The organism is Actinomyces massiliensis 4401292, from assembly GCF_000269805.1.
GTDB classification, from domain to species: Bacteria; Actinomycetota; Actinomycetes; order Actinomycetales; family Actinomycetaceae; genus Actinomyces; species Actinomyces massiliensis.
Genome location: NZ_JH711481.1, coordinates 34,006 through 55,646, shown reverse-complemented (window position 1 = coordinate 55,646; position 21,641 = coordinate 34,006). Strand labels below are relative to the sequence as shown.

The 21,641-nt window shown below is 65.8% G+C and carries 18 protein-coding genes, 1 tRNA gene and 1 pseudogene; 13 read left to right on the top strand and 7 right to left on the bottom strand.

Features of this window, described 5'->3' with window-relative positions; translation table 11 throughout:
• Positions 1 to 92 precede the first annotated feature (92 nt).
• The 6 genes from W5W_RS0100265 to W5W_RS0100240 are packed head-to-tail and all read left to right on the top strand — an operon-like array spanning position 93 to position 6,474.
• Entirely contained in the window at positions 93 to 1,406 is a 1,314-nt protein-coding gene (locus tag W5W_RS0100265) for an AAA family ATPase (protein WP_238533200.1), read from the top strand.
• A 35-nt stretch (positions 1,407 to 1,441) separates the two neighbouring features.
• Positions 1,442 to 2,461, top strand: a complete 1,020-nt coding sequence (locus tag W5W_RS0100260) for a DUF58 domain-containing protein (RefSeq protein WP_034498226.1) — start codon at positions 1,442 to 1,444, stop codon at positions 2,459 to 2,461.
• Between the two features lie 5 nt (positions 2,462 to 2,466).
• A complete protein-coding gene (locus W5W_RS0100255) occupies positions 2,467 to 2,988 on the top strand; it encodes a hypothetical protein (protein ID WP_017193865.1) in 522 nt (173 codons plus the stop codon).
• Complete coding sequence (locus tag W5W_RS0100250; RefSeq protein WP_017193864.1) at positions 2,982 to 4,034, top strand: vWA domain-containing protein; 1,053 nt, start codon at positions 2,982 to 2,984, stop codon at positions 4,032 to 4,034. Before W5W_RS0100255 ends, W5W_RS0100250 begins: the two co-directional genes overlap by 7 nt.
• Positions 4,031 to 5,461 carry a vWA domain-containing protein gene (locus tag W5W_RS0100245; protein ID WP_017193863.1) on the top strand — a complete coding sequence of 477 codons (1,431 nt, stop codon included), beginning with the start codon at positions 4,031 to 4,033 and terminating at the stop codon, positions 5,459 to 5,461. Before W5W_RS0100250 ends, W5W_RS0100245 begins: the two co-directional genes overlap by 4 nt.
• Positions 5,458 to 6,474, top strand: coding sequence for a hypothetical protein (locus tag W5W_RS0100240; protein WP_238533199.1), 1,017 nt, complete (start codon positions 5,458 to 5,460; stop codon positions 6,472 to 6,474). Before W5W_RS0100245 ends, W5W_RS0100240 begins: the two co-directional genes overlap by 4 nt.
• 732 nt (positions 6,475 to 7,206) lie before the next feature.
• Here the strand turns inward: W5W_RS0100240 and mscL are convergent.
• The 3 genes from mscL to W5W_RS0100225 all read right to left on the bottom strand — a co-directional run bounded on the left by mscL (position 7,207) and on the right by W5W_RS0100225 (position 9,496).
• Positions 7,207 to 7,602: a large conductance mechanosensitive channel protein MscL gene (mscL, locus tag W5W_RS0100235; protein ID WP_017193861.1), complete on the bottom strand. Its 396-nt coding sequence runs from the start codon at positions 7,600 to 7,602 to the stop codon at positions 7,207 to 7,209.
• Positions 7,603 to 7,718: 116 nt separating this feature from the next.
• Positions 7,719 to 8,384, bottom strand: a complete 666-nt coding sequence (locus W5W_RS0100230; protein ID WP_017193860.1) for an SAF domain-containing protein — start codon at positions 8,382 to 8,384, stop codon at positions 7,719 to 7,721.
• Positions 8,385 to 8,770: 386 nt separating this feature from the next.
• Complete coding sequence (locus tag W5W_RS0100225) at positions 8,771 to 9,496, bottom strand: 5-formyltetrahydrofolate cyclo-ligase (protein WP_017193859.1); 726 nt, start codon at positions 9,494 to 9,496, stop codon at positions 8,771 to 8,773.
• Positions 9,497 to 9,769: 273 nt separating this feature from the next.
• Between W5W_RS0100225 and W5W_RS0100220 the strand changes: the two genes are divergently transcribed.
• From W5W_RS0100220 to W5W_RS0100205, 4 genes are all read left to right on the top strand, one after another.
• Positions 9,770 to 10,981: a molybdopterin molybdotransferase MoeA gene (locus tag W5W_RS0100220; RefSeq protein WP_017193858.1), complete on the top strand. Its 1,212-nt coding sequence runs from the start codon at positions 9,770 to 9,772 to the stop codon at positions 10,979 to 10,981.
• 3 nt (positions 10,982 to 10,984) lie between these two features.
• Positions 10,985 to 11,680 carry a GNAT family N-acetyltransferase gene (locus tag W5W_RS0100215; RefSeq protein WP_017193857.1) on the top strand — a complete coding sequence of 232 codons (696 nt, stop codon included), beginning with the start codon at positions 10,985 to 10,987 and terminating at the stop codon, positions 11,678 to 11,680.
• Positions 11,681 to 11,796: 116 nt separating this feature from the next.
• Positions 11,797 to 13,428, top strand: coding sequence for a hypothetical protein (locus W5W_RS0100210; RefSeq protein ID WP_017193856.1), 1,632 nt, complete (start codon positions 11,797 to 11,799; stop codon positions 13,426 to 13,428).
• Between the two features lie 207 nt (positions 13,429 to 13,635).
• A tRNA-Ala gene (locus W5W_RS0100205) sits at positions 13,636 to 13,708 on the top strand.
• Here the strand turns inward: W5W_RS0100205 and W5W_RS15390 are convergent.
• Positions 13,700 to 14,221 (bottom strand): recombinase family protein, encoded by a 522-nt coding sequence (locus W5W_RS15390; protein ID WP_029573962.1) that lies wholly within the window; start codon positions 14,219 to 14,221, stop codon positions 13,700 to 13,702. The two genes, W5W_RS0100205 and W5W_RS15390, sit on opposite strands and share 9 nt — an antisense overlap.
• 159 nt (positions 14,222 to 14,380) lie before the next feature.
• Entirely contained in the window at positions 14,381 to 14,581 is a 201-nt protein-coding gene (locus W5W_RS0100195) for a hypothetical protein (RefSeq protein ID WP_017193855.1), read from the bottom strand.
• A 314-nt stretch (positions 14,582 to 14,895) separates the two neighbouring features.
• Between W5W_RS0100195 and W5W_RS15385 the strand changes: the two genes are divergently transcribed.
• Positions 14,896 to 15,852, top strand: coding sequence for an AAA family ATPase (locus W5W_RS15385; RefSeq protein WP_081486167.1), 957 nt, complete (start codon positions 14,896 to 14,898; stop codon positions 15,850 to 15,852).
• Between the two features lie 394 nt (positions 15,853 to 16,246).
• Here the strand turns inward: W5W_RS15385 and W5W_RS14330 are convergent, their stop codons facing one another.
• Positions 16,247 to 16,987 (bottom strand): transposase family protein, encoded by a 741-nt coding sequence (locus tag W5W_RS14330; protein WP_017193850.1) that lies wholly within the window; start codon positions 16,985 to 16,987, stop codon positions 16,247 to 16,249.
• A gap of 257 nt (positions 16,988 to 17,244) precedes the next feature.
• Between W5W_RS14330 and W5W_RS0100165 the strand changes: the two genes are divergently transcribed.
• Both W5W_RS0100165 and W5W_RS15380 read left to right on the top strand, forming a co-directional pair.
• Complete coding sequence (locus W5W_RS0100165; protein WP_017193849.1) at positions 17,245 to 17,949, top strand: alpha/beta hydrolase; 705 nt, start codon at positions 17,245 to 17,247, stop codon at positions 17,947 to 17,949.
• A 114-nt stretch (positions 17,950 to 18,063) separates the two neighbouring features.
• Positions 18,064 to 20,283 (top strand): S8 family peptidase, encoded by a 2,220-nt coding sequence (locus W5W_RS15380; RefSeq protein ID WP_081486166.1) that lies wholly within the window; start codon positions 18,064 to 18,066, stop codon positions 20,281 to 20,283.
• Positions 20,284 to 20,328: 45 nt separating this feature from the next.
• Here W5W_RS15380 and W5W_RS14325 read toward each other — a convergent pair.
• Positions 20,329 to 21,641 (bottom strand): annotated as a pseudogene (locus W5W_RS14325) (IS1634 family transposase); the annotation flags it as partial.

The window sequence follows — 21,641 nt, the reverse complement described above, 5'->3', positions numbered from 1 at the left end:
GGCTCCCCATTAATCCGCCTGGGCTCGACCCGGTGTCTCGTAATAGCCTTCCGGTGGCGTCGCGGTCACCCTTCCGGCGCACGAGGAGTTTCATGAGCAACCAGCCAATGCAGTCCTACGGCCATATGGGAGCCTACGGCGACCAGGGCGGTCAGGCCGGCATGCCGCCATCCGTCACTCCCGGGACGACGTCTCCGCCGGCGGAATCCTCGGGGCCGGCAGTACCACCAGTACCCCAGGCGCCCTCCCGCAGCGGGCGCCGGTCGCGAACCTCCCAGCCCTCCCAGTCCGCCCAGCCTGCCCAGCCTGTGGCCCCCGGTGGTCTGTCCTCCAACCCGTCCGGCGCCTCCTATCCCGCTCCCACGGCCTCCCTGCCCAGCGACAAGGCACTCGCGCGCAGGGCGGAGCGCGCCTCCCGGTCCAATGCCTCTCCCAAGGCCGACATCGAGCGCGCCTCCGGACTCCTCAGTCGCGTGGCCGACACCTTCGGGCAGCGCGTGGTCGGCCAGAAGCGCCTGCGCCTGGCGCTGACGTCCACGCTCATCGCGGGCGGTCACATCCTGCTGGAATCCGTGCCCGGCCTGGCCAAGACCACCGCCGCCCAGACCCTGGCCGCCGCCGTCTCCGGCTCCTTCCACCGCATCCAGTGCACGCCCGACCTCATGCCCAACGACATCGTCGGCACGCAGGTCCTCAACTACGCCACCGGCGAGATGACCACCCAGCTCGGGCCGGTGCACGCCAACATCGTCCTGCTCGACGAGATCAACCGCTCCAGCGCCAAGACCCAGTCGGCCATGCTCGAGGCCATGCAGGAGCGGCAGACCTCCATCGGCGGCGTCGTCTACCCCCTGCCCGAGCCCTTCATGGTCCTGGCCACTCAGAACCCCATTGAGGAGGAGGGCACCTACGTCCTGCCCGAGGCGCAGATGGACCGCTTCCTGATGAAGGAGGTGCTGACCTACCCCAAGCCGGTCGAGGAGGCCGATGTCCTGGATCGCATCTCGTCGGGCGCCTTCGAGGAGGCCATCACCACCCAGCCCATCAGCACCGATGATGTCGAGTGGCTTCAGGGCGCCGTCGAGCGCGTCTATGTGGACCCGGTCATCAGGCAGTACATCGTGGCCCTGGTCAACACCTCCCGCGGCGGCGGCCCGCGCCCCGTACCCGGCCTGGACAAGCACGTGCGCGTGGGCGCCTCCCCGCGCGGCGGCATCGCCCTGATGAAGATCGCCCAGGCCGTGGCCCTGCAGGCTGATCGCACCTATGTGACCCCTGACGACGTCGGCCTCCTGCGCCACGCCGTTCTGCGTCACCGCCTGGTGCTGACCTACGACGCCCTCGCCGATGACATCGCCCCCGAGGCGATCATCGATGCGATCTTCGCGGCGGTGCCGACGCCCTGAGAGGGCGCGGGGCTACGGTTGCAGCGGTCGCGGTGATGAAGACGTCCAGTTCTCAGTCCTCGTCGGAGACTCCTGACGCGGCGCCCTCGCCATCCATGGGGCGCGGCTCCAGGGTGGCGCGCGTGCGCGGTCGGCTGGCGCTGCCCACGCTGCGGCGCGCCACCGGTCTGCTGGACGGGCGCCACAAGTCGGTGCTTCTGGGGCACGGCCAGGATTTCGACGATCTGTCGCTGTACCGGCCCGGGGACGATGTGAGCGACATCGACTGGAAGGCCTCGGCGCGCATCGGCCAGCCCGTCATCAAGCGCTATCAGCGGGAGGCCAACCTCCCCCTCGTGCTGGCGGTCGACACGGGGCGCACCATGGCGGCGCAGACGCCGGCCGGTGAGGACAAGCGCGAGCTCGCTCTGGCGGTCGCCGAGGTCTTCGCCTATCTGGCGCGCATGCGGGGCGATCCGGTCGCGCTCGTGGCCGCCGACTCCTCCCGCCGGGTCTCGCGTCCTCCGCGGTCCGGCTCGGAGCACGCCGAGACCCTGCTGACTCAGCTCGCCCACCTCTTCGAGGAGCTGACCGGCTCCGAGGGCGCGGGGCCGGATGCCGGCAGGCTCGTCCCCGGGGCTCCCCCCTCGGATCTGGTCACTCTTCTCGACAGAGTCTCGGTGTGGCATCGCCGGCGCAGTCTCGTCGTGCTCATCACCGATACCGCCCATCCGGATCCGGTTCTCGCTCCGCGCGTCGTCGATCTGCTGCGCCGCCTGTCGGCCCAGCACGAGCTCATCGTCATCCAGGTCGAGGACGATGATCCGCTGGTGCCCGGGCGCGGGCGCGCCCAGGACATCGAGCTCTCCGGAGAGGTGCCCGCCTTCCTGCGCGAGGACAAGATGCTGGTCACCCGCCTCGCTCGGCAGATCCGGGCCAGGCGCATGGCCGTGACCAGTGCGCTGGACGCCCGCCACATCGAGTACGTCTCCGTGACCGACGACGCCTCCCTGATCGATCGCATCGCCGAGCTGCTCGCCCGCCAGCGCCTGGCCTCCTCGAGAAGGGGGCGATGAGGACCATGCAGCTCAACCCCCCCGTGCTCATGCCGGTGTGGATGATCATCGTCGCCATTATCGGCCTGGTGCTGGTCGCGGCGTGGTTGCTGCGCTCCCTGCTGGTCACTCGGCGCGACCGCAGCCGTGAGGTCGGCGACATCCCCATGGCGCCGTCCGAGCGCAATCGGTGGAGCGACCGCGTCGAGGCCGCTCAGAAGCGCTTCGCCGCCGGTGAGATCGACCTGCGGGGTCTTCACCTGGAGCTCGCCTCAGTCCTGCGCGGCTTCGCGGCCGCCCGCAGCGGCGAGGACATTACGACCGCCACGGTGCGCGAGATCCTGGACATGTCCGATACGGCAGGCCCGATCGACGTCGAGGACCGACTCGAGCTCGTGCGCCGTCACCGGCGTCCGCTCGACACCAACCCGCTGGGGTATGTGGGCGAGCTCCTGGCCGTCTGGGAGCAGCCCTCCTTCGACCGTGATCCCGAGGCCGCGGCCGAGGAGGCCGTGAACAATGCGAGGGAGGTGGTGACCCAATGGTGATGATCTGGCTCTCAGTGGCTCTGCTTGTGCTGGCCGTGCTGGTCGGCGTGCTCGCCGCCAGGGGAAAGGCGCTTCGATGGTGGCGTGCGGGTGGGGCGAGGCCGAGGCGCATCGCCAATTCCGCAGTGCTCCTGTCCAGCCCGCTGGTGCGCCGCCGGGTGCGTCAACGCCGTTTTCTGCATGCGGCTCTGGGCGTCCTGATCGTTGTCGGTCTGGTCTGCTCCTCGGTGATCGCGGGGCGGCCGGTGGATCGCTCTGTGCGCAGCAACGCTCTGGCCAGCCGGGACATCGTTCTGTGTCTGGACGTGTCCACCTCGATGCTCGATACCGATGTCGAGATCCTCGATACCTTCACCAAGATGCTGGACACCTTCGAGGGCGAGCGCGTGGCGCTGGTCGTCTGGAATACGACTGCTCAGACGATGGTGCCGCTCACCGATGACTACGACCTCCTGCGATCGCAGTTCGAGGAGGCGGCCAGTGCTCTCGACTTCAATCCGACGTACGCCAATCCCATGTCGAGCAAGTACATCACCACCTTCGGCGGTACGTTGCTGAACGAGGTCAGGGCGTCCTCTCTGATCGGCGACGGCCTGGCCTCGTGCAGCCTCGCCTTCGACACCAACAAGGTCGAGGATCGCTCGCGCTCGATCGTCCTGGCCAGTGATAACCAGGCGGTCGACCCGGAGCACCAGCAGGTCTACTCCCTGGCCGAGGCCGCCGATCTGGCCTCCCAGGAGAACATCCGCCTGTTCTCGCTGTTCGGCTCCGATCCCACCACCGTGGACCCGAAGCTGTCGGGGATGACCCTGGACCAGGCTCGCCAGGATCTCAGGACCGTGACCGAGGATCATGGCGGCTTCTTCTACGAGGTCGATGATCCCAAGGCCGTCGATGGGATCGTCAAGGAGCTGGAGGCCGACCAGGCCACCGTGCTCGAGGGCGATACCGAGGTGCGGATCACCGATAAGCCTCAGGTCTACGCGGTCTGGCTGGTCTCAGTGGTGGCCGCGCTGTTGCTGCTGACTGCTTGGAGGCGCGCATGAGCTTCGAGCCGATGCTCAATGCCGGGGGCTGGCCCCTGGTCGTCCTCATCGCCGTGGCGCTCGCGGGCGCGCTGGCGTGGTCCGGGTACTGGCTCTTGCGGGCCGATGCCGATCCTGGGTCGAGGTGGACATGGGGCAGGCGCGCGGCGCTGGCGATGGTGACTGTCCTGATCTTGTCCGGTCCCAGTGTGCCCGTCACCGAGACGCGCCCCATGTCGAATATCGAGATCTACCTCGTCGTCGATCGCACCGGGTCGATGGCGGCGGAGGACTGGGCCGGCGGCCCGGACAACGGCGGGGGCACGAGGCTCGACGGCGTGCGGCAGGACCTCACGGCCATCCGCGACGCCTTCCCCGCCGCGCGTTTCTCCATCATCGCCCTGGATTCGGCTGCCGCCCGTGAGCTTCCACTGACCTCCGACTTCGATGCCGTCACGTCGTGGATCAACTCCTTGCAGCAGGAGCCGACGACCAAGTCCAGCGGGTCATCCCTGGAGCGCGCCCTGCCGCAGCTCACTCAGGATCTGAAGTCCAGTTCGGAGAACACTCCCGAGGCGGCCAGGATCGTCTACATCCTGTCCGACGGGGAGGCCACGGACGACGGCGTGGGCGCCTCCGAGGCCAAGGCGGCCGGGGTGTCGTGGAGTCAGCTGAGTGCTGTGGTCGATGGCGGGGCCGTTCTCGGCTACGGGACGTCCGAGGGTGCTCACATGCGCGAATTCGAGGTCGGGCAGACCCCCGCTCCTGATGATGAGCCCAAATACATCACGGAGCCCGGTACGAGCCAGCCGGCGGTGTCCGTACCTGATACCAAAGAGCTCCAGACCGTGGCCTCCGACATGGGGCTTCCCTATTTCCAGCGCACCGGCGGCAGTGATGATGTGCCGACGAAGGACTTCACCGATGTCAATGTCCAAGAGGTGTTCTCGGATGGGCGTGAGCGTTCGAACAGATACACGTATTTCACGTGGCCTCTCGGGCTCGCCGCCGCGGTGCTCCTCATCTGGGAGCTGGCTGCGCTGGTGCGCGCCGATCGGGCCGCTGCGCATGTGACCCGGCCCGCGGCCGACACAGGCCCGTCGGGAGACGCTGCTGGTGCTTCGGGCGGCTCTGCGCGGGGTGCCGCTGGTGCCGCTGGTGCTGCCGGTGCTGTCGGTGCGCCGGGGGGCGGCGGGAGTATGCCGATTCCGGTTGCGGCTGTGCCGGGTGGGGCCGTGCCCGGGGCTGTGCCCGGAGCGGTTGTGCCTGGAGGGGCCGTGCCCGGAGCGGTTGTGCCGGGCGGCATCGTTCCCGGAGGGGCTGTGCCGGGTGCGACTGCGCCTGGAGGAGCTGTGCCTGGAGGGGCCGTGCCGGGCAGTGCCGTGCCCGGATACGGCGGGAGCCGGGGCGTGCCCGGATCGGGAGCGCCCATGGGAGGAATGCGATGAGTGTGCCGCCAGTGCCCTCCGCGCCCGGGAGTGAGACCGGCGAGGGCGGGACCAACGAGATCAGCAGGGCTGACGAGGCCAACTGGACCGACGGCGTCGCGGGGGGCGAGTCGAGCGCACAGGCCGTCTCCGCGGCGGCTGATGAGTCTCATGATGGAGCGGAGGATCCGCGTCGCAAGGCGGCTCGGCTCCGCCGCAGGCGGCGTCTGCTCGCCTGGGGAGCGGCGCCGGCCCTGTTGGTGACGGCTGTGTCGGTCTGGATGGGCTTCATCTTCCTCATGACGATCATGGCCAATCGAGCGATTGTCGCCGAGGACTATCCCACGGCGGTGAGCCGTTATGGGACGGTGGCGAAGGTCGATCCCGTGCTGTCCACGTGGAGGGTCCATTACAACCTGGGGACGGCCCGCCTGCTGGCGGACGATGCTGATGGCGCTGTGACCGAGTTGGAGGAGGCTCTGACGACCGCGCCCAAGGCCGACATGGTTGATGGTCAGCTACCTGATGGGACCACCGCGCAGATCCGCGACCCCAAGGCGCCCGAGTGCCTGGTGCGCGTCAATCTCTACAGCGCCCACCTCACACGTGCGCAGAATGCGTCCGATGCCGGTGACGAGGCGGGTGCCCAGGCGGCCAAGGACGAGGCGACGACCGCTGCGGGGGAGTGCCCGGTCCCGCCGCCGTCCGATGATGCGTCCGATGACCAGTCGCCCCCGCCCAGTTCGGAGCCGTCGGATTCGCCGAGTCCGGATCCCTCGGAGGACCCCAGTTCCGAGCCGTCGGAGGACCCCAGTTCGGATTCCTCGGATGAGCCCAGCTCGGAGCCGACCGACTCGGAATCCTCGGCATCGCCGACTCCGACGCCGGGTGATTCGTCGAGCGATAGCAGCAGTAGTACGCCTTCGCCCTCCCCGTCACCCAGCGACGCCCAGCGCGGCAAGCTCGAAGACCGGAATGACCAGGCCAATGGCGGTCGTGAAGGTAAGAGCGGCGGTAACGGCCGTAAGTGGTGACTGGACTGACTGATCGCCGAGATCGGTCGTACTCCGCGTCGAGATCGGTTCACTTCGGCTCCTGACGCGGCTTCCGGAAGCGCCTATCGATGCACCGACGTCCTCGGTATCTCGATGTACGGCGAAATCGATATGAGGTCGTCCGCCGCCGTTGAGGCGTGGTCGGCTCGATGGACCGGACATGCTGCGGCTGGGGGCGGGGCTTAACCGCCGTCGTCGGAGCGGTCTTGCTGGGGTCAGAGCGCTCCTGATGGGGAATGCCGGCGAGGCCTCAGGCATCGGCGTCTTGATTGGCGGGGCCGCCGCGCATGCTATAGCTGGTTGCGCCGGTATTGCCGGGCGGCTTCCCATGGATAAACATGGATAAGACGGCGAATATCCGCCTGCATATCCGTCGCGCGATGGGGCGGGGCTATAGCGATGAATGGCGACGGCATTAATGATGCAGGCTCTTGTCCCGGTGATGGCCCTCGGCAGCGCGATGGGAGACCGGCCGCCGTTGAGTCGATTCAGGGGATAGTTGAGGCCGTCGTTATTCTCAATGGTCTGCGTGCTGCGCGATTGCCGAGAATTGCTCTGAGATGGACCGATCTCGAGGCGGAAGTGGACCGATCTCGGTGCGGAGTGCGACCGATTTCGAGGCGGAAATAAGCCGATCTCGGCCCGGAGCCGGGTCGAGATCGGCTTATGAGAGTGTGAAGGTGAGGGCGTGAGCCGATCGCGTGCTGTTGATCAGGCCTGCGGCTTGGCGGCGAGCAGGTCGCGGATCTCGGAGAGCAGCTCGACGTCGGTCGGCTCGGCGGGCTTCTCGGCCTCGGCCTTGGCCATGCGCTCCTTGAGCTTGTTCATCGGCATGACGATGCAGAAGTAAACGGCGACGGCGACGAGGAAGAAGTTCACGACGGCGGTGGCGATCGTGCCGGGCTGGATGTAGTCCTCGGAGGAGGCGAAGATCTTGAACTGACCGACCGAGTCGAAGTTCGGCTGGCCGACGACCTGGCCGATGATGTCCAGGATGACCTTGGTGATCGCGTCGACGATCGGCTTGAAGGCAGCACCGATAATGACAGCGACGGCGAGCTCGAGGGCGTTGCCCTGCGAGATGAACTCCTTGAATCCCTTGAGCATGGGAGTCCTTTCCTTGCTGGGCGAGGGCAAATTGAGGCCACTCGCGTGGAGGGTGGTTTGGAACCCGACAACCTGAAAGGGTTGCCGCCGCGGCACAGGTGGCACCGAAACAAGATTCAGGGGCTCAGTACGACACCAAGAGCGCCGTTTGTGGCCGCGCCAACAATAAGGCTAGCGTTTGCAGCAGGAACGGCAAGAGTTATAAGTGTGACCTTCCTCCCCGCTGCCCACTTGGTGTCCTCTCCTTCAGATGTAGAAAGCACCACGCGAGCATCGCGACATAAAACCTCCGTGCTAGGACTTACATTGAATGTGCTCGCGCTAGCAGAGCTGGGGGATTCGCCGGCTCCGGCAGGTCCAGGGGATTCGGCGGACTCGCTGGACCCGGCGGATTCGTTCGTCTCCCGGGGCGGGGCCTCGCCTATCACATCCACATGCGCTCCCGGTACGGCAAGTTGCGCCCCGACCTCCACGGGGACCTGTACGAGCCGCTCGTTGGCGGCCAGGTCGGCCGCGATCGCTGCGCTCGTCATCGAGGCTGTGAGCACTGTGCCCTTCTCCAGCTCGATCGCTGCGCGCGAGCCGATGACCTCGGAGCCTGCCATGCCGTCGGCGGGCAGGGCGCTGGACGGGATCGAGCGGGTCGCGAGGTCGTCGGCGGTAATGACCTCGCCCGCGCCGACCGTGCGCGCGATGACGAGCGCCTCCTGGCCCGTCTCGGCTCCGGGGCGAAGCGCGCTGAGAGCCAGGGTCGCAGCGGCGCCGAGGCACAGGGCGATCACGAGATGACGGTGCCGCCATAGGGTGAGAGACGGACGTCGTGCTCCGCGGCGGGAGTGTGTGCGTGGGGTGCGAGAGGGCTTGTCGGGGGAGGTGCGGCTGCGTCGGAACATGCATTCAGAATGAGATCCCGGGCCGGCTGCCGCACGCGCGGTCACGAATCCTGTGGACAGCTCCGCAAGCCGCGCTCGCGGGTGATGCCTGTGGAGCCCGGGAGCGCGCGAGCTGCTCCGATTCGGCGCTGACGGGTGGGCGCTCTCGCGGATCCGATTGCACGGACCTGATGGTGCTCGGAAGCAGCCCCAGACCGGTCCCAGACCGACCCCGGACCGCCTCAGTAGGGCGTCTTGAGCCTCGGCGCTGCCGCTCGCTTCAGCTGCAGCTCGCTTCAGCCGCCGGCGGCGAAGGCCGAGCCCTCCAGCAGGAACCAGGCGTCCGGGGTGATGACGGCGTCGACGATCTCGTCATGCGGCTCGGTCGGCAGCGGCCCGGGGACGAGTTCGTCGTCGTACACCATTGCGAAGACGCTGACGTCGTCGCGGCGCAGCGGGAGCATCCGGTCGTACCAGCCCCCGCCCTGGCCGAGCCTGCGGCCACCGCGATCCACGGCCAGCGCCGGGATGATGAGGGCGTCGGCCCGGGTGATCGCCTCGGCGGGCAGGGCGTCGCCGCTGGGCTCGGGGGGCCGCCCCGGTGCCCGTTCCGCGAGGTCGCGCGAACCGCGGAAATCTCCCCACGATCGCGCCAGGTGCGGGCCGAGCACCGGCAGGAGGACCTCGATGTCCCGCTCCGCCAGGCGGTCGAGCAGTTGCCGGGTGCAGGGCTCGTGCCCGACCGAGACGTATGCGGCGACGCTTCTGGCCCCGCCGAGGGCCTCAAGGGCGCGCTCGGTGAATGCCCTGCACACGGAGCTGTGCCCGTGCCCGCTGTGACGATGCCGGGATCGTCGGTGAGAGCGCAGGACCGTGCGCAGCTGCTCTTTGGCATCCTCGGCTCCCAGTGATGCGGTATCGGGCAGGGCGACGGTCTCGGCGGGTGAGTAAGAGGGGGTGGAGGCTCGTGAGGCTGGTGCGGACGTGGTTGTGATCGCGGCGATGGTCGCGGAGTCGGTCATGGAGTCCTCTTCGCAGACTGCGGGAGCGGGGCAGGGGCAATAATATCTCCAATCAGCTCCCATTATCCTCAATATTCTCAACTGTCCCCGGTCGTCTGCCGGTCCGCCGATTCCCCTGTCGAGGGGCAGGGGAGAGCAGGGGCAGGACACGGTCGGCTTGCGATCGCCTCCCGTTCGGCGGGCCTGCCTGAGTGTGGAGGGCGCATGCGCGTAGCCTGGGGCGCACTCGCCCGGGTCCAACCAGGTTCCGGCAGGACACGGAGGAGCTCAATCATGCGCACCGTAGCCGAGCACCTGGCCGCGTGCCTCGAGATCGCCAGGCCCGCCGCGCCGCTGGACGTCGTCCTGCTCGACGCCGTCGGCTGTGTGCTGGCCGAGGACGTCGTCGCGGACATCGATCTGCCGAGCGCCGACCTGGCGGGACTGGACGGCTATGCCGTGATGAGCGCGGGCCTTGCCGGAGCCGCCGAGGCGACGCCGGTGGCATTGGAGGTCATGGACGCCGTGCGCGCGGGGGACGTGCGCCCGACTCGGCTCGTGCCCGGGGCCGCCGTCCTGATCGACTCGGGCGCGCCTCTACCGCTGGGGGCCGACGCCGTCGTGCCCTGGATGCTGACCGACCGCGGGCAGTCCCGGGTGCAGGTCCGCGCCGCCGTCAGCGCCAGCCAGAACGTGCGGCGCCGGGCCGCAGACGTCGCCGCCGGGACGACGGTGCTGCCGCGGGGCTCACGCGTCTCGGCCCGCCAGATCGCCCTGCTGGCCGGTATCGGGCGCTACCGCGTCAAGGTCATGCCGGCGCCCCGGGTCGTCATCGTCTCGATCGGCGACGAGCTGGTCGAGCCGGGCCAGCCGCGAGATCCGGGCGATGTCTTCGACGCCAACGGCCATGCCCTGGCCTCGGCCGTCACCGACGCCGGTGGCCGGGCCTTCCGCGTGGCCGCCGTGCCGGACGAGCTGAGCGCCCTGGCCGAGACCATCGAGGATCAGCTCGTGCGCGCCGATCTCGTCATCACCACCGGCGGTCTGAGCGCCGGTCAGGGGGACACGGTCAAGGAGGTCCTGGCCCCGCTGGGCTCGGTGCGCTTCGACGCCGTCGCCATGGTGCCGGGCCGTCAACTGGGGCTCGGCACTGTCGAGGACACTCCGATCTTCTGCCTGCCGGGGGACCCGGTGACCGCGCAGATCGCCTTCGAGACCTTCGTGCGCCCGGTGCTGCGGCAGATCGCGGGCCGGCGGAACCTGCACCGGTCCTCGCTGCCGGCGTCGATCTCGACGGGCTGGCACTCGCCGCCCGGCAAACGCGAATTCGTCCCGGTCCGCCTGACGGGCTCGCCGTCGCGCGGTTACACGGCGGTGCCGACCTCTCCGCCCGGCGCGACCCGGCTGCTCGGTCTGGCGCGCGCCAATGCGATTGCGGTCGTGCCGGAGACCACTCACACGGTGGTGGCCGGGGAGACGCTGCACTGCCTGCTGCTGGACGCCTGAGCCGTGCTCCATTCCCTGGGGGCCGGGGTGCGCGCCGCATTCCTGTCGCAACGAGCGCGCCGGCAGCGGTTCGCCTGGCCGGTGACGCTGACGACTCCGGCGGTCGCATCGCGTGGGCTCGCCGCCGGAGCCGAGACGGTCGCCCTGCGCGCGATACGGCGCGCGGATGCGCAGGCGTGGTATGCGCTGCGCCTGGCCGACGCCGCGCGACTATCGCCGTGGGAGGCGACTCTGCCGGCGGGCAGTCCCGAGACCCTGCGGTCCTTCTCGACGTATGCGCATGAGCAGAATCGGCTGGCGCACAGGGGGATGGCCATGCCCTTCGTCGTCGAGGTCGATGGCGCGCTCGCCGGTCAGGTGACGGCCGCGCCGATCCACTGGGATGCGTTGTCCTCGGCGAGCGTGGGCTATTGGATCGGCAGCCACTGGGAGGGGCGGGGCGTGATGGCCCTGTCCGTGGCGATGGTCCTCGATCATCTGCTGGGTCCCGAGGTGGGGCTGCATCGGGTCGAGATCAACGTCCGGCCGGAGAATGCGCGCAGTCTCGCGCTGTGCCGGCGCCTGGGGCTGCGCGAGGAGGGCCTGCGTCGGGGGCTGATGAATATCGACGGCGCCTGGGCGGACCACCTGAGTTTCGCGGTCGTGGCGGAGGAGGTCGCAGACGGACCCGGATTCGTGCAGCGTCTGAGGCGAATGTGACTATTGATATTCAAGGGGTGCAAGTGGTTTTTAAGATTGCGATTTCAGTCCCCCTTGAGCCAACACGCCGCGGTATCTGTTTACAAGGGATACCCCCGCCTGCATACGGTTGAGTCGTGGGAATCGAAGTGTGGGTGCTGGTGGCGCTCGTGGCGATTCTCGCCGTGTACCTTCTGCCATTCCTGGTCGGACGTCGAGAGGTGATGCGCCTGTCCAACGCCGAGGATCGCTACTCATCCGAGCTGCGGGTTCTGGCCACGGGCGATGCCGTCGCCTCCGAATCCTCCGATGAGGCCTGCGTCAGCAGTGGGCGCGCGCAGATCTTTCGACGTCGACCGGAGGTCAAGGCCATGAACAGGCCCGCAGTGAGAAACGTGCGAGCGCTGCGCATTGAGCGTGAACTGACCCGTGCGCGTCAGGCCCACGGCGAGGCGCGCGAGCGTCGCCGTGTTGCCGCATCCCATCGTGCTGCCGTCGCCTGCACCCTGGTGGGCATCATGCTCGGCCTGGTGGTGGTGTGCGTTCTGACTGCTCTGCCGTGGTTGAGTATCGCCGTTCCCGGGGCTCTTCTGATGGTGTCGATGGGCGCGGGGCGCCGTGCCGCGCGCGCCTCGGCCGAGCTCGATCGGAATGAGCGGCGTCGGATCGCCGATCTTGAGAATGAGCTGACCGATCTGACTGGCGAGCGGTCCGTCGCTGCGACGCCGGTCTGGCCCATCAAGCCGAAGGATCTGCGGGAGGCCGAGCCGGAGGAGGCCGAATCGACGGCGGCTGAGGCCGCGGCTAAGCCGGCTGCCGCTAAGTCGGCCACCGCGGCTCGTGCGGATGGGCGGGCCGATCGCTTCTCGGCCGGGGGCGACAGGAAAGCGGCCGGCGTCGGCGCGACGTCCTCGAAGAGGCGTTCGGCCTCTGCGACGCCCGCCGCTGAGGCGGCGCGATCGGCACCGGTCGGTCGGAGGCGGACGTCTGCGGGGGAGACGGAGACTCACGCAGAGGTTCGTGCGGAGGCTCGCGCGGACAGGGCCAAGAAGAAGGACCGGGGCGGGGCCGCTGTGCGGCCTGTCGCCGAGCCCTCTGCTCGGGTGTCCGAGGAGGGGCGGCTGGTCGAGCGCGAGTCGGTGAGCGCGGCCGAGGCGGCTGAGGCGTCGGCGTGGTTAGTGTCATCGACGAGCGAGGAGCGGGCTGCGCGGTCGGAGTCGGTGGACTCGAGCCCTGTGGCGGACCGGGAGGCTGCTGAGCCTGCTGCGTCTGCTAAGACGACGGCGGAGCGGCCTGCGGCGGAGCGGCCTGCGGCCGTTAGTGAGATCAGCGAGGGGGCAGCGGCTCAGCGCGCTCTCATGGCTGTGGCGTGGCCGGTCTCCGAGTTGGAGGGCGAGGACGACGCCGCGCCGCGGCGGGCTCCCTTGAGCGCGTCGGCCGGTTCGGTTCGGGGCGGGGCGTCCGCGCGGAAGCCTGCTGCGTTTGCTGGGCCTGCGGGGTCTGCTGCGTCCGAGGAGGCCGCGCCCGCGACTCCGCCGCAGGGGTGGCGACCGGTTCATGTGCCGGCTCCCACGTACACGCTCGCGGCCCGTGCGCCGCGGCGCGCGCTGGAGGACCTGGAGGAGACGTCCTTCCCCTCCGCGCCCGTGCCCGAGCGGCCGACCAGCGTGCGCCGGTTGCCGACCGAGGGCGTGGAGAATGAGGAGATCGAGTTCCACCCCATCGACCTCGACGCGGTCCTGGAGAAGCGCCGCGCAGCCGGCGCCTGAGGTCCTGGGGAAGCGCCGCGCAGCCGGCGCCTGAGGCGGGCGCGGCGGTGGCGCAGCGGGCGTTGGCCGCGTTGCCTGGCTCGGTGTTTGTTCGGCCCGTGCTTGCTCGGCGTTTGGCTTGCCCGGCCCGATGACGGCGGTGTTGCGGTTCACGGGGTGCCGGGTTGCGGGCACTGGCCGCTGCGGTGCTACGATCATCCCGCACTTGGGGCTATGGCGCAGTTGGTAGCGCGTCTCGTTCGCAATGAGAAGGTCGGGGGTTCGAATCCCCCTAGCTCCACGTAATCGGCAACGTTCGAACCTTGCCCCGCTTCAATGCGGATGGGGTTCGGGCGTTGCCGTTCTTCGTTTTCGCGGCCGTGTCGAGGATCGTCGCGACGGGCTTGGTGGCCTCAATGATGACCTGTTCCTCGTCGTCGAGACGGTTGCGGGCCAGCCGGTCGACCTTGTTGATGATACAGTACTTCACCTCGTGCGCGCCGATGTAGTCGAGCATTTCCTGGAGTGCTTTGCGGTGGGCGGAGTTCGCGGACTCGCCGGGCTCGATGAACTCCGCGATGATGACCGCGTTCAGTTGCTCGGCTTTCCGGTCGGCGGCTTCGCGTTGCGCGGGGATCGGGAGGCCTTCTGCGAGGCCGTTGCGAGCGGCCTGGTCCTTGGCGGAGACCCGCAAGTAGGAGATAGCGGGGGACTTCCCGTCCGGCAGGATCTTGTCTCGTTCTTCGTGTAGGAATGAGTTGACGAGTGCGCGGAGCGCGGCGAGGTCGATGCCTGCGGGCTCTGTGATGTTCATGGTCGTGACTGCCTTTCCGGTGCTGACCCGCTAGGGGGTGGGTGTGGGGCCCCGGGTGGCGGTCACGTGCAGGAGAAAAAGGTGCGTCCCGGCCGTAACAAATTCGGTCGAGCCTTTCGAAAAGGTGCCGGTAGCGCCCAATGGACATGCAAGATGATTCTATCGCTGAGCGGCCAGCAGCTGCTGTAGAAGGGCGCCGGCGGTCACGATGGTGGTGCGCCGCCCGGCGTTGCGCAGCACCACGCGAATGAGGACTTCGGCGATCTTCTCCGCATCGATCTCCTCCCGATGGGTGAAGGTGACGTGCAGTTTCCGGACTGCAAAGGGTCGGGTGGTCTTGTGGTGGTAGGTGCGCACCATCAGCCGGTCACCTCTCCGTTCTCGGGGCGGCTCCGGCGTAAAACGCGTTTTCGGCGACTTTCCGCTGGGCGACCTGGTCGATGGCGAAGGCGACCAGCAACCCGTGTGCGGGTAGAAGCTGCTAGCGCAGCGGGCATACCGTGATCCTCGTTCGAGTTGATGGGTTCAGCGGTCGACGTCGGTAGCGGTGCTCTCGTGCGACCGCACCTGTGCCGTGGTGCAGCCCCCTACTGTCGGCGCGGTCTCTGCATGCTTCAGAGCCAACCACGGTAGAATCTTGTTGACGATTTTGACGCGAGGCTGGGAGGCAGGACATGGCGCGAGCAGACCTGCTCCTTGACCTGGTCGAAGCAGAGCGTCGGGGCGATCGAGACCGCTTCCGAGTGCTGGTCGAGTCGGTCATCGCTGAGGAACGAGCTAATCAGCACCACTTGGTGGCCGACCGCCTTTCTGAGCTCATCACGACGACTGGCCAAAGCCATGTGCGGGATGAACAATCAGCAGCGATCCGAGACTTGGTTCAGGAAATCGTCCCAAGTCGCCGTTTAAGCGACATCGAACTAGCGCCCGTGCCGCGTCGAGTCGTCACAGAACTTATCGAGGAGCAGAAGCGGGCCGATCTCCTACGCAGTTACGGGATTGAACCCCGTAACCGGCTTCTCTTGTCGGGCCCGCCAGGCAACGGTAAGACCAGCGTCGCGGAGGCCATTGCGGCAGAACTCATGCTCCCGTTCTACGTCATCCGGTACGAGGGTGTGGTGTCCAGCTTCTTGGGGGAGACCGCGGCTAGGCTTGATAGCGCCTTCGAATTCGCTCGCACGCGTCGATGCGTGCTCTTCTTCGATGAACTCGACACCATCGCTAAAGAGCGATCTGATGAACACGAAACCGGAGAGATCAAACGAGTCGTATCCACGTTGCTGCTCCAAGTCGATCGTCTCCCCGCACACGTCATTTTCGTTGGTGCCACGAACCACAGTGAACTGTTAGATCGTGCAACATGGCGCCGATTCCAAATTCGTGCCGAGCTTGATGCGCCTAGCCGCACGCAAGCGACACGCTTCCTAGAACGACTCGCTGCTCGTCTCGGCGGTGATCTCGGCTTCGCTCCCCGAACGCTAGCGGATAAGCTAGCCGGGGCAAGTTACGCGGAATTGGAAGAATTTGCACTGGATGTGCGTCGTCGGGCAATTCTTGAACTCCCAGACAATAACCTGCGTCGAATCGTCCAAGAACGACTCGAACACAGGCGCGATCAGGGAACGGAATGACTGCAGAGCGTAGGCCACTCCTGGCGTTCGGACCGCCAGTCGTAGGTGATCGGCCCTCACAACGTCCGCGAGATATGCCGCGCATTTCGAAGCCGACTGGCGCCCGCCAGAGCACGAGACTCTTGCCCCAGTTTCGGAAACTTGCGGCAGCTTTTGAAGCTGAAAGAGCGCGCCTTGCTGCAGATTCACCGGATGAGGTAGACCCCGCGTTGGTCGTCGTTTTCGATTTAGCGGGGACAGTACAGGATTTTCAGAACGCGATCGACAAGATCGACGGATTTGAGTTCCTATCCCAGTTTCTCGGTGACACTGCGGAGCCCAATGACGACTTCCATATGACAGAGCGTGAAGCGGGCCGTACCGACAAGTATGTGCAGCACTCCTTGAGGCTTATTCATAGGGTGTAGGTGAATATGAGTCCGAGGACTGCGGTGATGGTTTCTGGGAAGGTTTCCGGTGGTCTTCTGTAGCCGGTGTGCAGGACTCTCCAGGTCTTGATGTTGGCGATGACTCGTTCGATCTTGTAGCGGATCTGGTTGACGGCCCGGTTGTAGGCCTTGTCGTCTGGGTGGAGGGGAAGTTTTGCGGGTTTTCTTTTCGGGGTGATCATGCCCAGTCCGATGTATCCCTTGTCGCCAATATGCCTGGGTGGTGACGCCCCGTCGGGCAGGTCGGTGGCGGGGACGTCGAGCAGGCCGCTGCGGCGCAGGGCCTGAGCGTCGTGCGTGCATCCGTCCTGGGGGTCGGAGATCCAGGCCAGGGTCCCTGACAGGGTGCAGGCCACCTGGACGTTCAGCCCCGTGGTCTTGTGCTTACCGGAGTACAGCTCGGGGTGGTCCTTCCAGGACCAGCACTGAAGCAGGGTGCCGTCGATGATCAGCTGGGCCGTGGGGTCCAGGTCCTCCACCGTTGGAACACTGCCGTTCAGGCATGCGGCGATCAGGGGCGTGTAGGTGCTGATGACGCGGGAGACGGTGGCCTGCCAGACGCCGTAGAGCTCGGCGAGCAGCTCCTGGGGCAGGTTGTGCCGCAGGTAGGTCAGGGTCAGGCGCACGCACAGGAACAGCCCCAGCACCCTCGCCCCGAAGACCGGCAGATCGGGGTTCTCGGCGAAAATGGCCTCGCACAGGCCCATAACCTCACACCGAGGGATTCTCGTGCTACTATTCGTCATGGCGGTTTGCTTCTTGGTTGGATTGGCTTAAGCACCAAAGATTCTCTCAAGAGCAAGCCGCCACCCTGCTTAGCGACACGCTATTACCAACAAAACACCCTAAACACCCCTATGAATAAGCCTCTATGGCATGGTATGCCTAAGACGAAGGTTTCCTCATAGGAGTCACTGCTGCCTTTGCTGTTCACGGGATTCTGGTTCTGAAGGAGAGATGATCCATGAGCTGTGAGCCGGAGGAACTCGTCCTCGACGGAATTCCCGCCTTGAGGTGGGGAGAGCCCGGTGGGAGGGCCGTTATCGGTGTGCACGGCCAGTTCTCGAACAAGCGTGATCCCATCATGGCACAGTGCGGCGACGTGATTGCGTCGCGGGGAGACCAGCTGTTCACCTTCGATCTGCCCACCCACGGTAATCGTCGGGACGACAAGGCCTTCAACCCCATGGAGGCGAGTCCCGAGGTACGAACGTTCGCACAGCTGGCCCGCAGCCAGTCGACTGAGATCGGTCTGCTTGCGAACAGTATTGGGGCCTACTTCTCCTTGTGCGACACGCCTGCCGGGACCTTCGAGCGCGCTTGGCTGGTGTCACCGCTTCTTGACCTCGAGTACTACATCCGGGACATGATGGCCGAGTACTCGGTGACCGATGAGCAGCTGGAGGCAGAGACCGAGATCAACACGCCTCGTGGGGTGCTCGAATGGCCCTACTTACGTTTTGTCGAGAAGCATCCGGCGAGGTTGGACATTCCCAGTTGGATTATTCGCGGCGACCAGGATGAAATGGTCCCTCTGGGCACCCTCAGCCGGTTCGTCGGCGCACCCGGGGTCGAACTCGTCCAGATCGAGGGTGGCCAGCACTTCCTTGGCCGACCCCCGTATCTTGACACCGTGGTGGCATGGTTCGAGGAACGCTATCCGGCATGACAAGGACCGTTTGGCGCCTGGCATTCTCGGGAGGGTCTGCGATCATGAGTAGACAGGCCAGCCTCACGGTCAGATGGTGCGGGTCGGGAGCTGCGTTGTTTATCCAGCTTATATATGGTGATGTCGAGCTCCAAAGCGATTGATGAGCTGATTCGACTGTTCGCGCTCTGGCAACAAGACCCGGCAAGAAAATTGGAGCACGGACTCGGAAAATTCAAATATGCATTCCAGCAGCTAACCTCGATCAGGCGCTGGGGGTCAGAAGACCGCATCCGCGAGACTGGTCTTCGCAAACACTGGCAGGAAACTCTCACGATGATCGGTCAATCCATCAACACCGTGAAAGTTGAGGTGGAACTCTGGTACCGGCGTGAGCAAGCGGAACGAGCCGAGGCCGAATCCCATGTCGAACAGATCATAGTTGCGACTGGTGGACGTATTCTCGACAGCTCACAAATTGGCAGTATCTCATATCACGCCCTCCTTGTAGAGCTTCCGATCCAGCAGGTACAAGCGGTGCTCAGGGACGGAGCTGAGGCAATCCATTTGCTCACCGCCGATGACGTGATGTTCGTCAGTCCGTTCACCCCAATGACCATAACCCCAGTGGCTCAGAACCCGGTGGCGGAAGTACGCCTACGGGCAGATATACGGGTTGAGGGGTCTCCGCGTGTAGCGCTTTTGGATGGACTGCCCTTCCAAAACCATGATGCATTGGCAGGTCGGCTCCTGATCGATGACCCCGACGGCGTTGCCGACGACTACCCGATCACTGCCCGTAATCACGGTACAGCCATGGCGTCACTAATTATTCACGGCGATCTGTCATCGGCAGGCGATCCACTTGATCGTCCACTATATGTACGACCAATAATGCGTCCTGACGAGTTTTCAAGCACAGCCGAGCGGGTGTATCCCGACCAGCTATTCCCAGACCTGCTCCATCGTGCTATTCGACGCATCCAGGAAGGTGAAGGCGGCCACGAAGCCACCGCTCCCAGCGTCAGGATTATAAATCTCTCCATCGGGGCACAAGTGCGAGCTCTTACCCGTCGGATGAGCCCTGTTGGTCGGCTGCTGGATTGGCTTGCTCAGAGCTATAATCTGCTTTTTATCGTTAGCGCCGGAAACCATACCGACCCAATTACAATCCCGGCGACATCCGCAAAGACGGTGGAGGACGCGCAGCGTGCGGCCGTGCATGCCACCTATAGCGACAGCATTCTTAAGGGAATTCTACCTCCCGGCGACGCGCTCAACGCGCTGACGGTCGGCGCTACCCATGACGACGGACTGGGCTGTATCGAAGTAGCCGACTCGGTGTGGGATATCACCAGTCGTGGGGTACCGGCCTACTATGGGGCAACCGGGCCCGGCGTAGGTCGTTCGATCAAGCCCGACCTGCATTATATTGGGGGTAGAGCGCTTTACGTTCGCCCCATTATCGGGTCGGATGAAGACCAGGTGGACTTAGAGTTAGCTCGAACAGCTCAGACCGGCCCAGGACTTCAAGTTGCAGCGCCCGCCAAGGATGGTGCTAAGAACAAGACAGCCTTCACGTTCGGTACCAGCAACGCCACCGCGCTGGTGACGCGCGAAGCAAGCCGGTTGTTCGATATCCTTGAATCCGGCATAGCGGAGCCTGAAGAATCGCGCATGCCGGACGCTCAATATCACCCCCTGCTTGTAAGAGCTCTTCTTGCGCACGAAAGCAGTTGGGGAGGATGGAAGGCACAGTTCTGCCGGGAGCTAGACATCCCTCGAAAGGATGTCCGCCGAAAGCTTTCCGCACTGCTCGGATACGGCAAGCTCGATCCTGCGCGCCTCGGTACAGCCGCCACCAATCGTGCGGTATTGGTCTCCGGTGGCCGTATTGGTGGGAATGAGCGTCACACTTACGAGGTACCGCTACCACCGTCGCTCCGATCACGAGCAGAGTGGCACTGCTTCACCATCACACTGGCCTATGCGGCTCCGACGGTAGGAGAACTAAGCCGTTATCGCAGGGCGAAGGTATATTTCGACACCCCAGACACAAAGCTTGCAGCAGGCGATCGGATAGAAGGGGAACGCCATGCCGTGAGACGCGGAAGCCTCCAACATGAGATCGTTCAAGGTTCACGAGCGATGACCTTTGAAGATGGCGATATTTTTCCGGTCCACGTTGAGTGCATGGATGACGCCAAACATCTCGCTAAGGATGATAAGGTTCGATACGCACTCGTGGTATCCGTCGAAACGGCCGAAGGAGTGTCAACAGCTATTCATGACGAGGTTAGAGTGAGACTCCGTCAACGCGCACGCGAGCGAGCTCAGGAGCGCGTGCGAGGGTAACGTATTTGTACTACCGATTCCGACCATGGACCTGACTCATGACGGTTAGTGTGCTGGGGGTGGGGTGCTCAGGGCGGTGAGAATTTGCTCGGCCTTGGGGGTTAGTTGTGGTGCGGCGGTGAGGTGGTGGCCGTTGAGGTTGATGGTGACCTCCTGGAGGGGTTTAAGGGTGCGGATGATGCGTTTGATGCTGATCCCGGTGGCCTCCTGGAGGTGGCGGGCTACGGCCAGGGAGGCCATGACCATGGTCAGGTGGGCCTCGATGGCGTCTCGGGTGTGGTGGAAGACGGGGCGGGCTGGCAGGTCGTGCTTGCTCATCCGCAAAGGACTGCTCGGGCGTGCCACAGCTCGTGGTAGGAGGAGACGACCTCACCGGCGTCTATCAAGCGTGCGGGGATGTTGGTGACGTAGCCCTTGAGACCCACCAGGGACCTGGCCCTGGCGATGGATGCCTCATCGAGGACCTGGTCTCCCTTGCGGGTGGTGACAAAACGTGTGGACTTGGGACGCTTCTCGCCGGCGATGACGGCCCTGGCGCGATTGGCCTGAGCGGTGAGGGTCTGGTTGTCCCGGGCCACGCGTTTCTTGGAGTAGGCCCATACCGCTCTCCATGAGCCTGGATGGGTCTCCGGGGCCCATACCGGCTCGGCCTTGCGGCTCTTGTCCCGCTCGGTGTTCGAGCCTCTTCTGGGGGTGATGGTGTCGATGACCTGGCCGTCGGTGAAGGCGTCCCCGTGCCAGTGGAAGTGGGCCTCCAGGTCCCCCGGGGCGCGGGTGGTGCGTGAACCGACGATGAAGCCGACTCCGGCCTCATCCAGGGCGTTCAGGTTGGCGGCCGAGAGCATGCCGGCGTCAGCGACTACGACCAGGGGCTCGACCTTGGCGGCCTGGCGGAACTGTTCAACGACACCGACAATCGTGGTGGTCTCAGCCCGGTTGCCCTCCCAGCAACCAATTCTCAGGGGGAAGCCGGCCCGGTCGACCAGCAGCCCGACGATGATCTGGGGGTCGACCCTTCTCTCTTTGGAGTAGCCGACCTTGCGCAGCTCGTCCTCCTTCTCGGTCTCGAAGTAGAGCGTGGTGACGTCGTAGAGACACAGTGACACGTCGCCGGCGGCCATGGCGTGCTTCAGAGCCGCGGCACTGATGGCCTGGCGGTAGTCGCGCTCGATGCAGCGACCCAGGGAGCGGAACAAGGTCCGCACGCTAGCCGACTCCAGGCCCAGGTCTGCCAGCATGCAGGGCACCTGGGCCTTGGAGGTCGGCTCGATCAAGCGCGCCAGAACCATCTGCTCAAAGGCCCGATCACCACCGACCGCCTCGCCCAGTCCCAGGCGGGTATACGCCCCGTGCAGAAC

Bases quoted from the DNA above. Each gene is read 5' to 3' on its own strand.
- W5W_RS0100265 (WP_238533200.1), top strand. From the start codon at position 93: ATGAGCAACCAGCCAATGCAGTCCTACGGCCATATGGGAGCCTACGGC.
- W5W_RS0100260 (WP_034498226.1), top strand. From the start codon at position 1,442: ATGAAGACGTCCAGTTCTCAGTCCTCGTCGGAGACTCCTGACGCGGCG.
- W5W_RS0100255 (WP_017193865.1), top strand. From the start codon at position 2,467: ATGCAGCTCAACCCCCCCGTGCTCATGCCGGTGTGGATGATCATCGTC.
- W5W_RS0100250 (WP_017193864.1), top strand. From the start codon at position 2,982: ATGGTGATGATCTGGCTCTCAGTGGCTCTGCTTGTGCTGGCCGTGCTG.
- W5W_RS0100245 (WP_017193863.1), top strand. From the start codon at position 4,031: ATGAGCTTCGAGCCGATGCTCAATGCCGGGGGCTGGCCCCTGGTCGTC.
- W5W_RS0100240 (WP_238533199.1), top strand. From the start codon at position 5,458: ATGAGTGTGCCGCCAGTGCCCTCCGCGCCCGGGAGTGAGACCGGCGAG.
- mscL (WP_017193861.1), bottom strand. From the start codon at position 7,602: ATGCTCAAGGGATTCAAGGAGTTCATCTCGCAGGGCAACGCCCTCGAG.
- W5W_RS0100225 (WP_017193859.1), bottom strand. From the start codon at position 9,496: ATGACCGACTCCGCGACCATCGCCGCGATCACAACCACGTCCGCACCA.
- W5W_RS0100220 (WP_017193858.1), top strand. From the start codon at position 9,770: ATGCGCACCGTAGCCGAGCACCTGGCCGCGTGCCTCGAGATCGCCAGG.
- W5W_RS15390 (WP_029573962.1), bottom strand. From the start codon at position 14,221: ATGAACATCACAGAGCCCGCAGGCATCGACCTCGCCGCGCTCCGCGCA.
- W5W_RS0100195 (WP_017193855.1), bottom strand. From the start codon at position 14,581: ATGGTGCGCACCTACCACCACAAGACCACCCGACCCTTTGCAGTCCGG.
- W5W_RS15385 (WP_081486167.1), top strand. From the start codon at position 14,896: ATGGCGCGAGCAGACCTGCTCCTTGACCTGGTCGAAGCAGAGCGTCGG.
- W5W_RS14330 (WP_017193850.1), bottom strand. From the start codon at position 16,987: ATGGGCCTGTGCGAGGCCATTTTCGCCGAGAACCCCGATCTGCCGGTC.
- W5W_RS0100165 (WP_017193849.1), top strand. From the start codon at position 17,245: ATGAGCTGTGAGCCGGAGGAACTCGTCCTCGACGGAATTCCCGCCTTG.
- W5W_RS15380 (WP_081486166.1), top strand. From the start codon at position 18,064: ATGGTGATGTCGAGCTCCAAAGCGATTGATGAGCTGATTCGACTGTTC.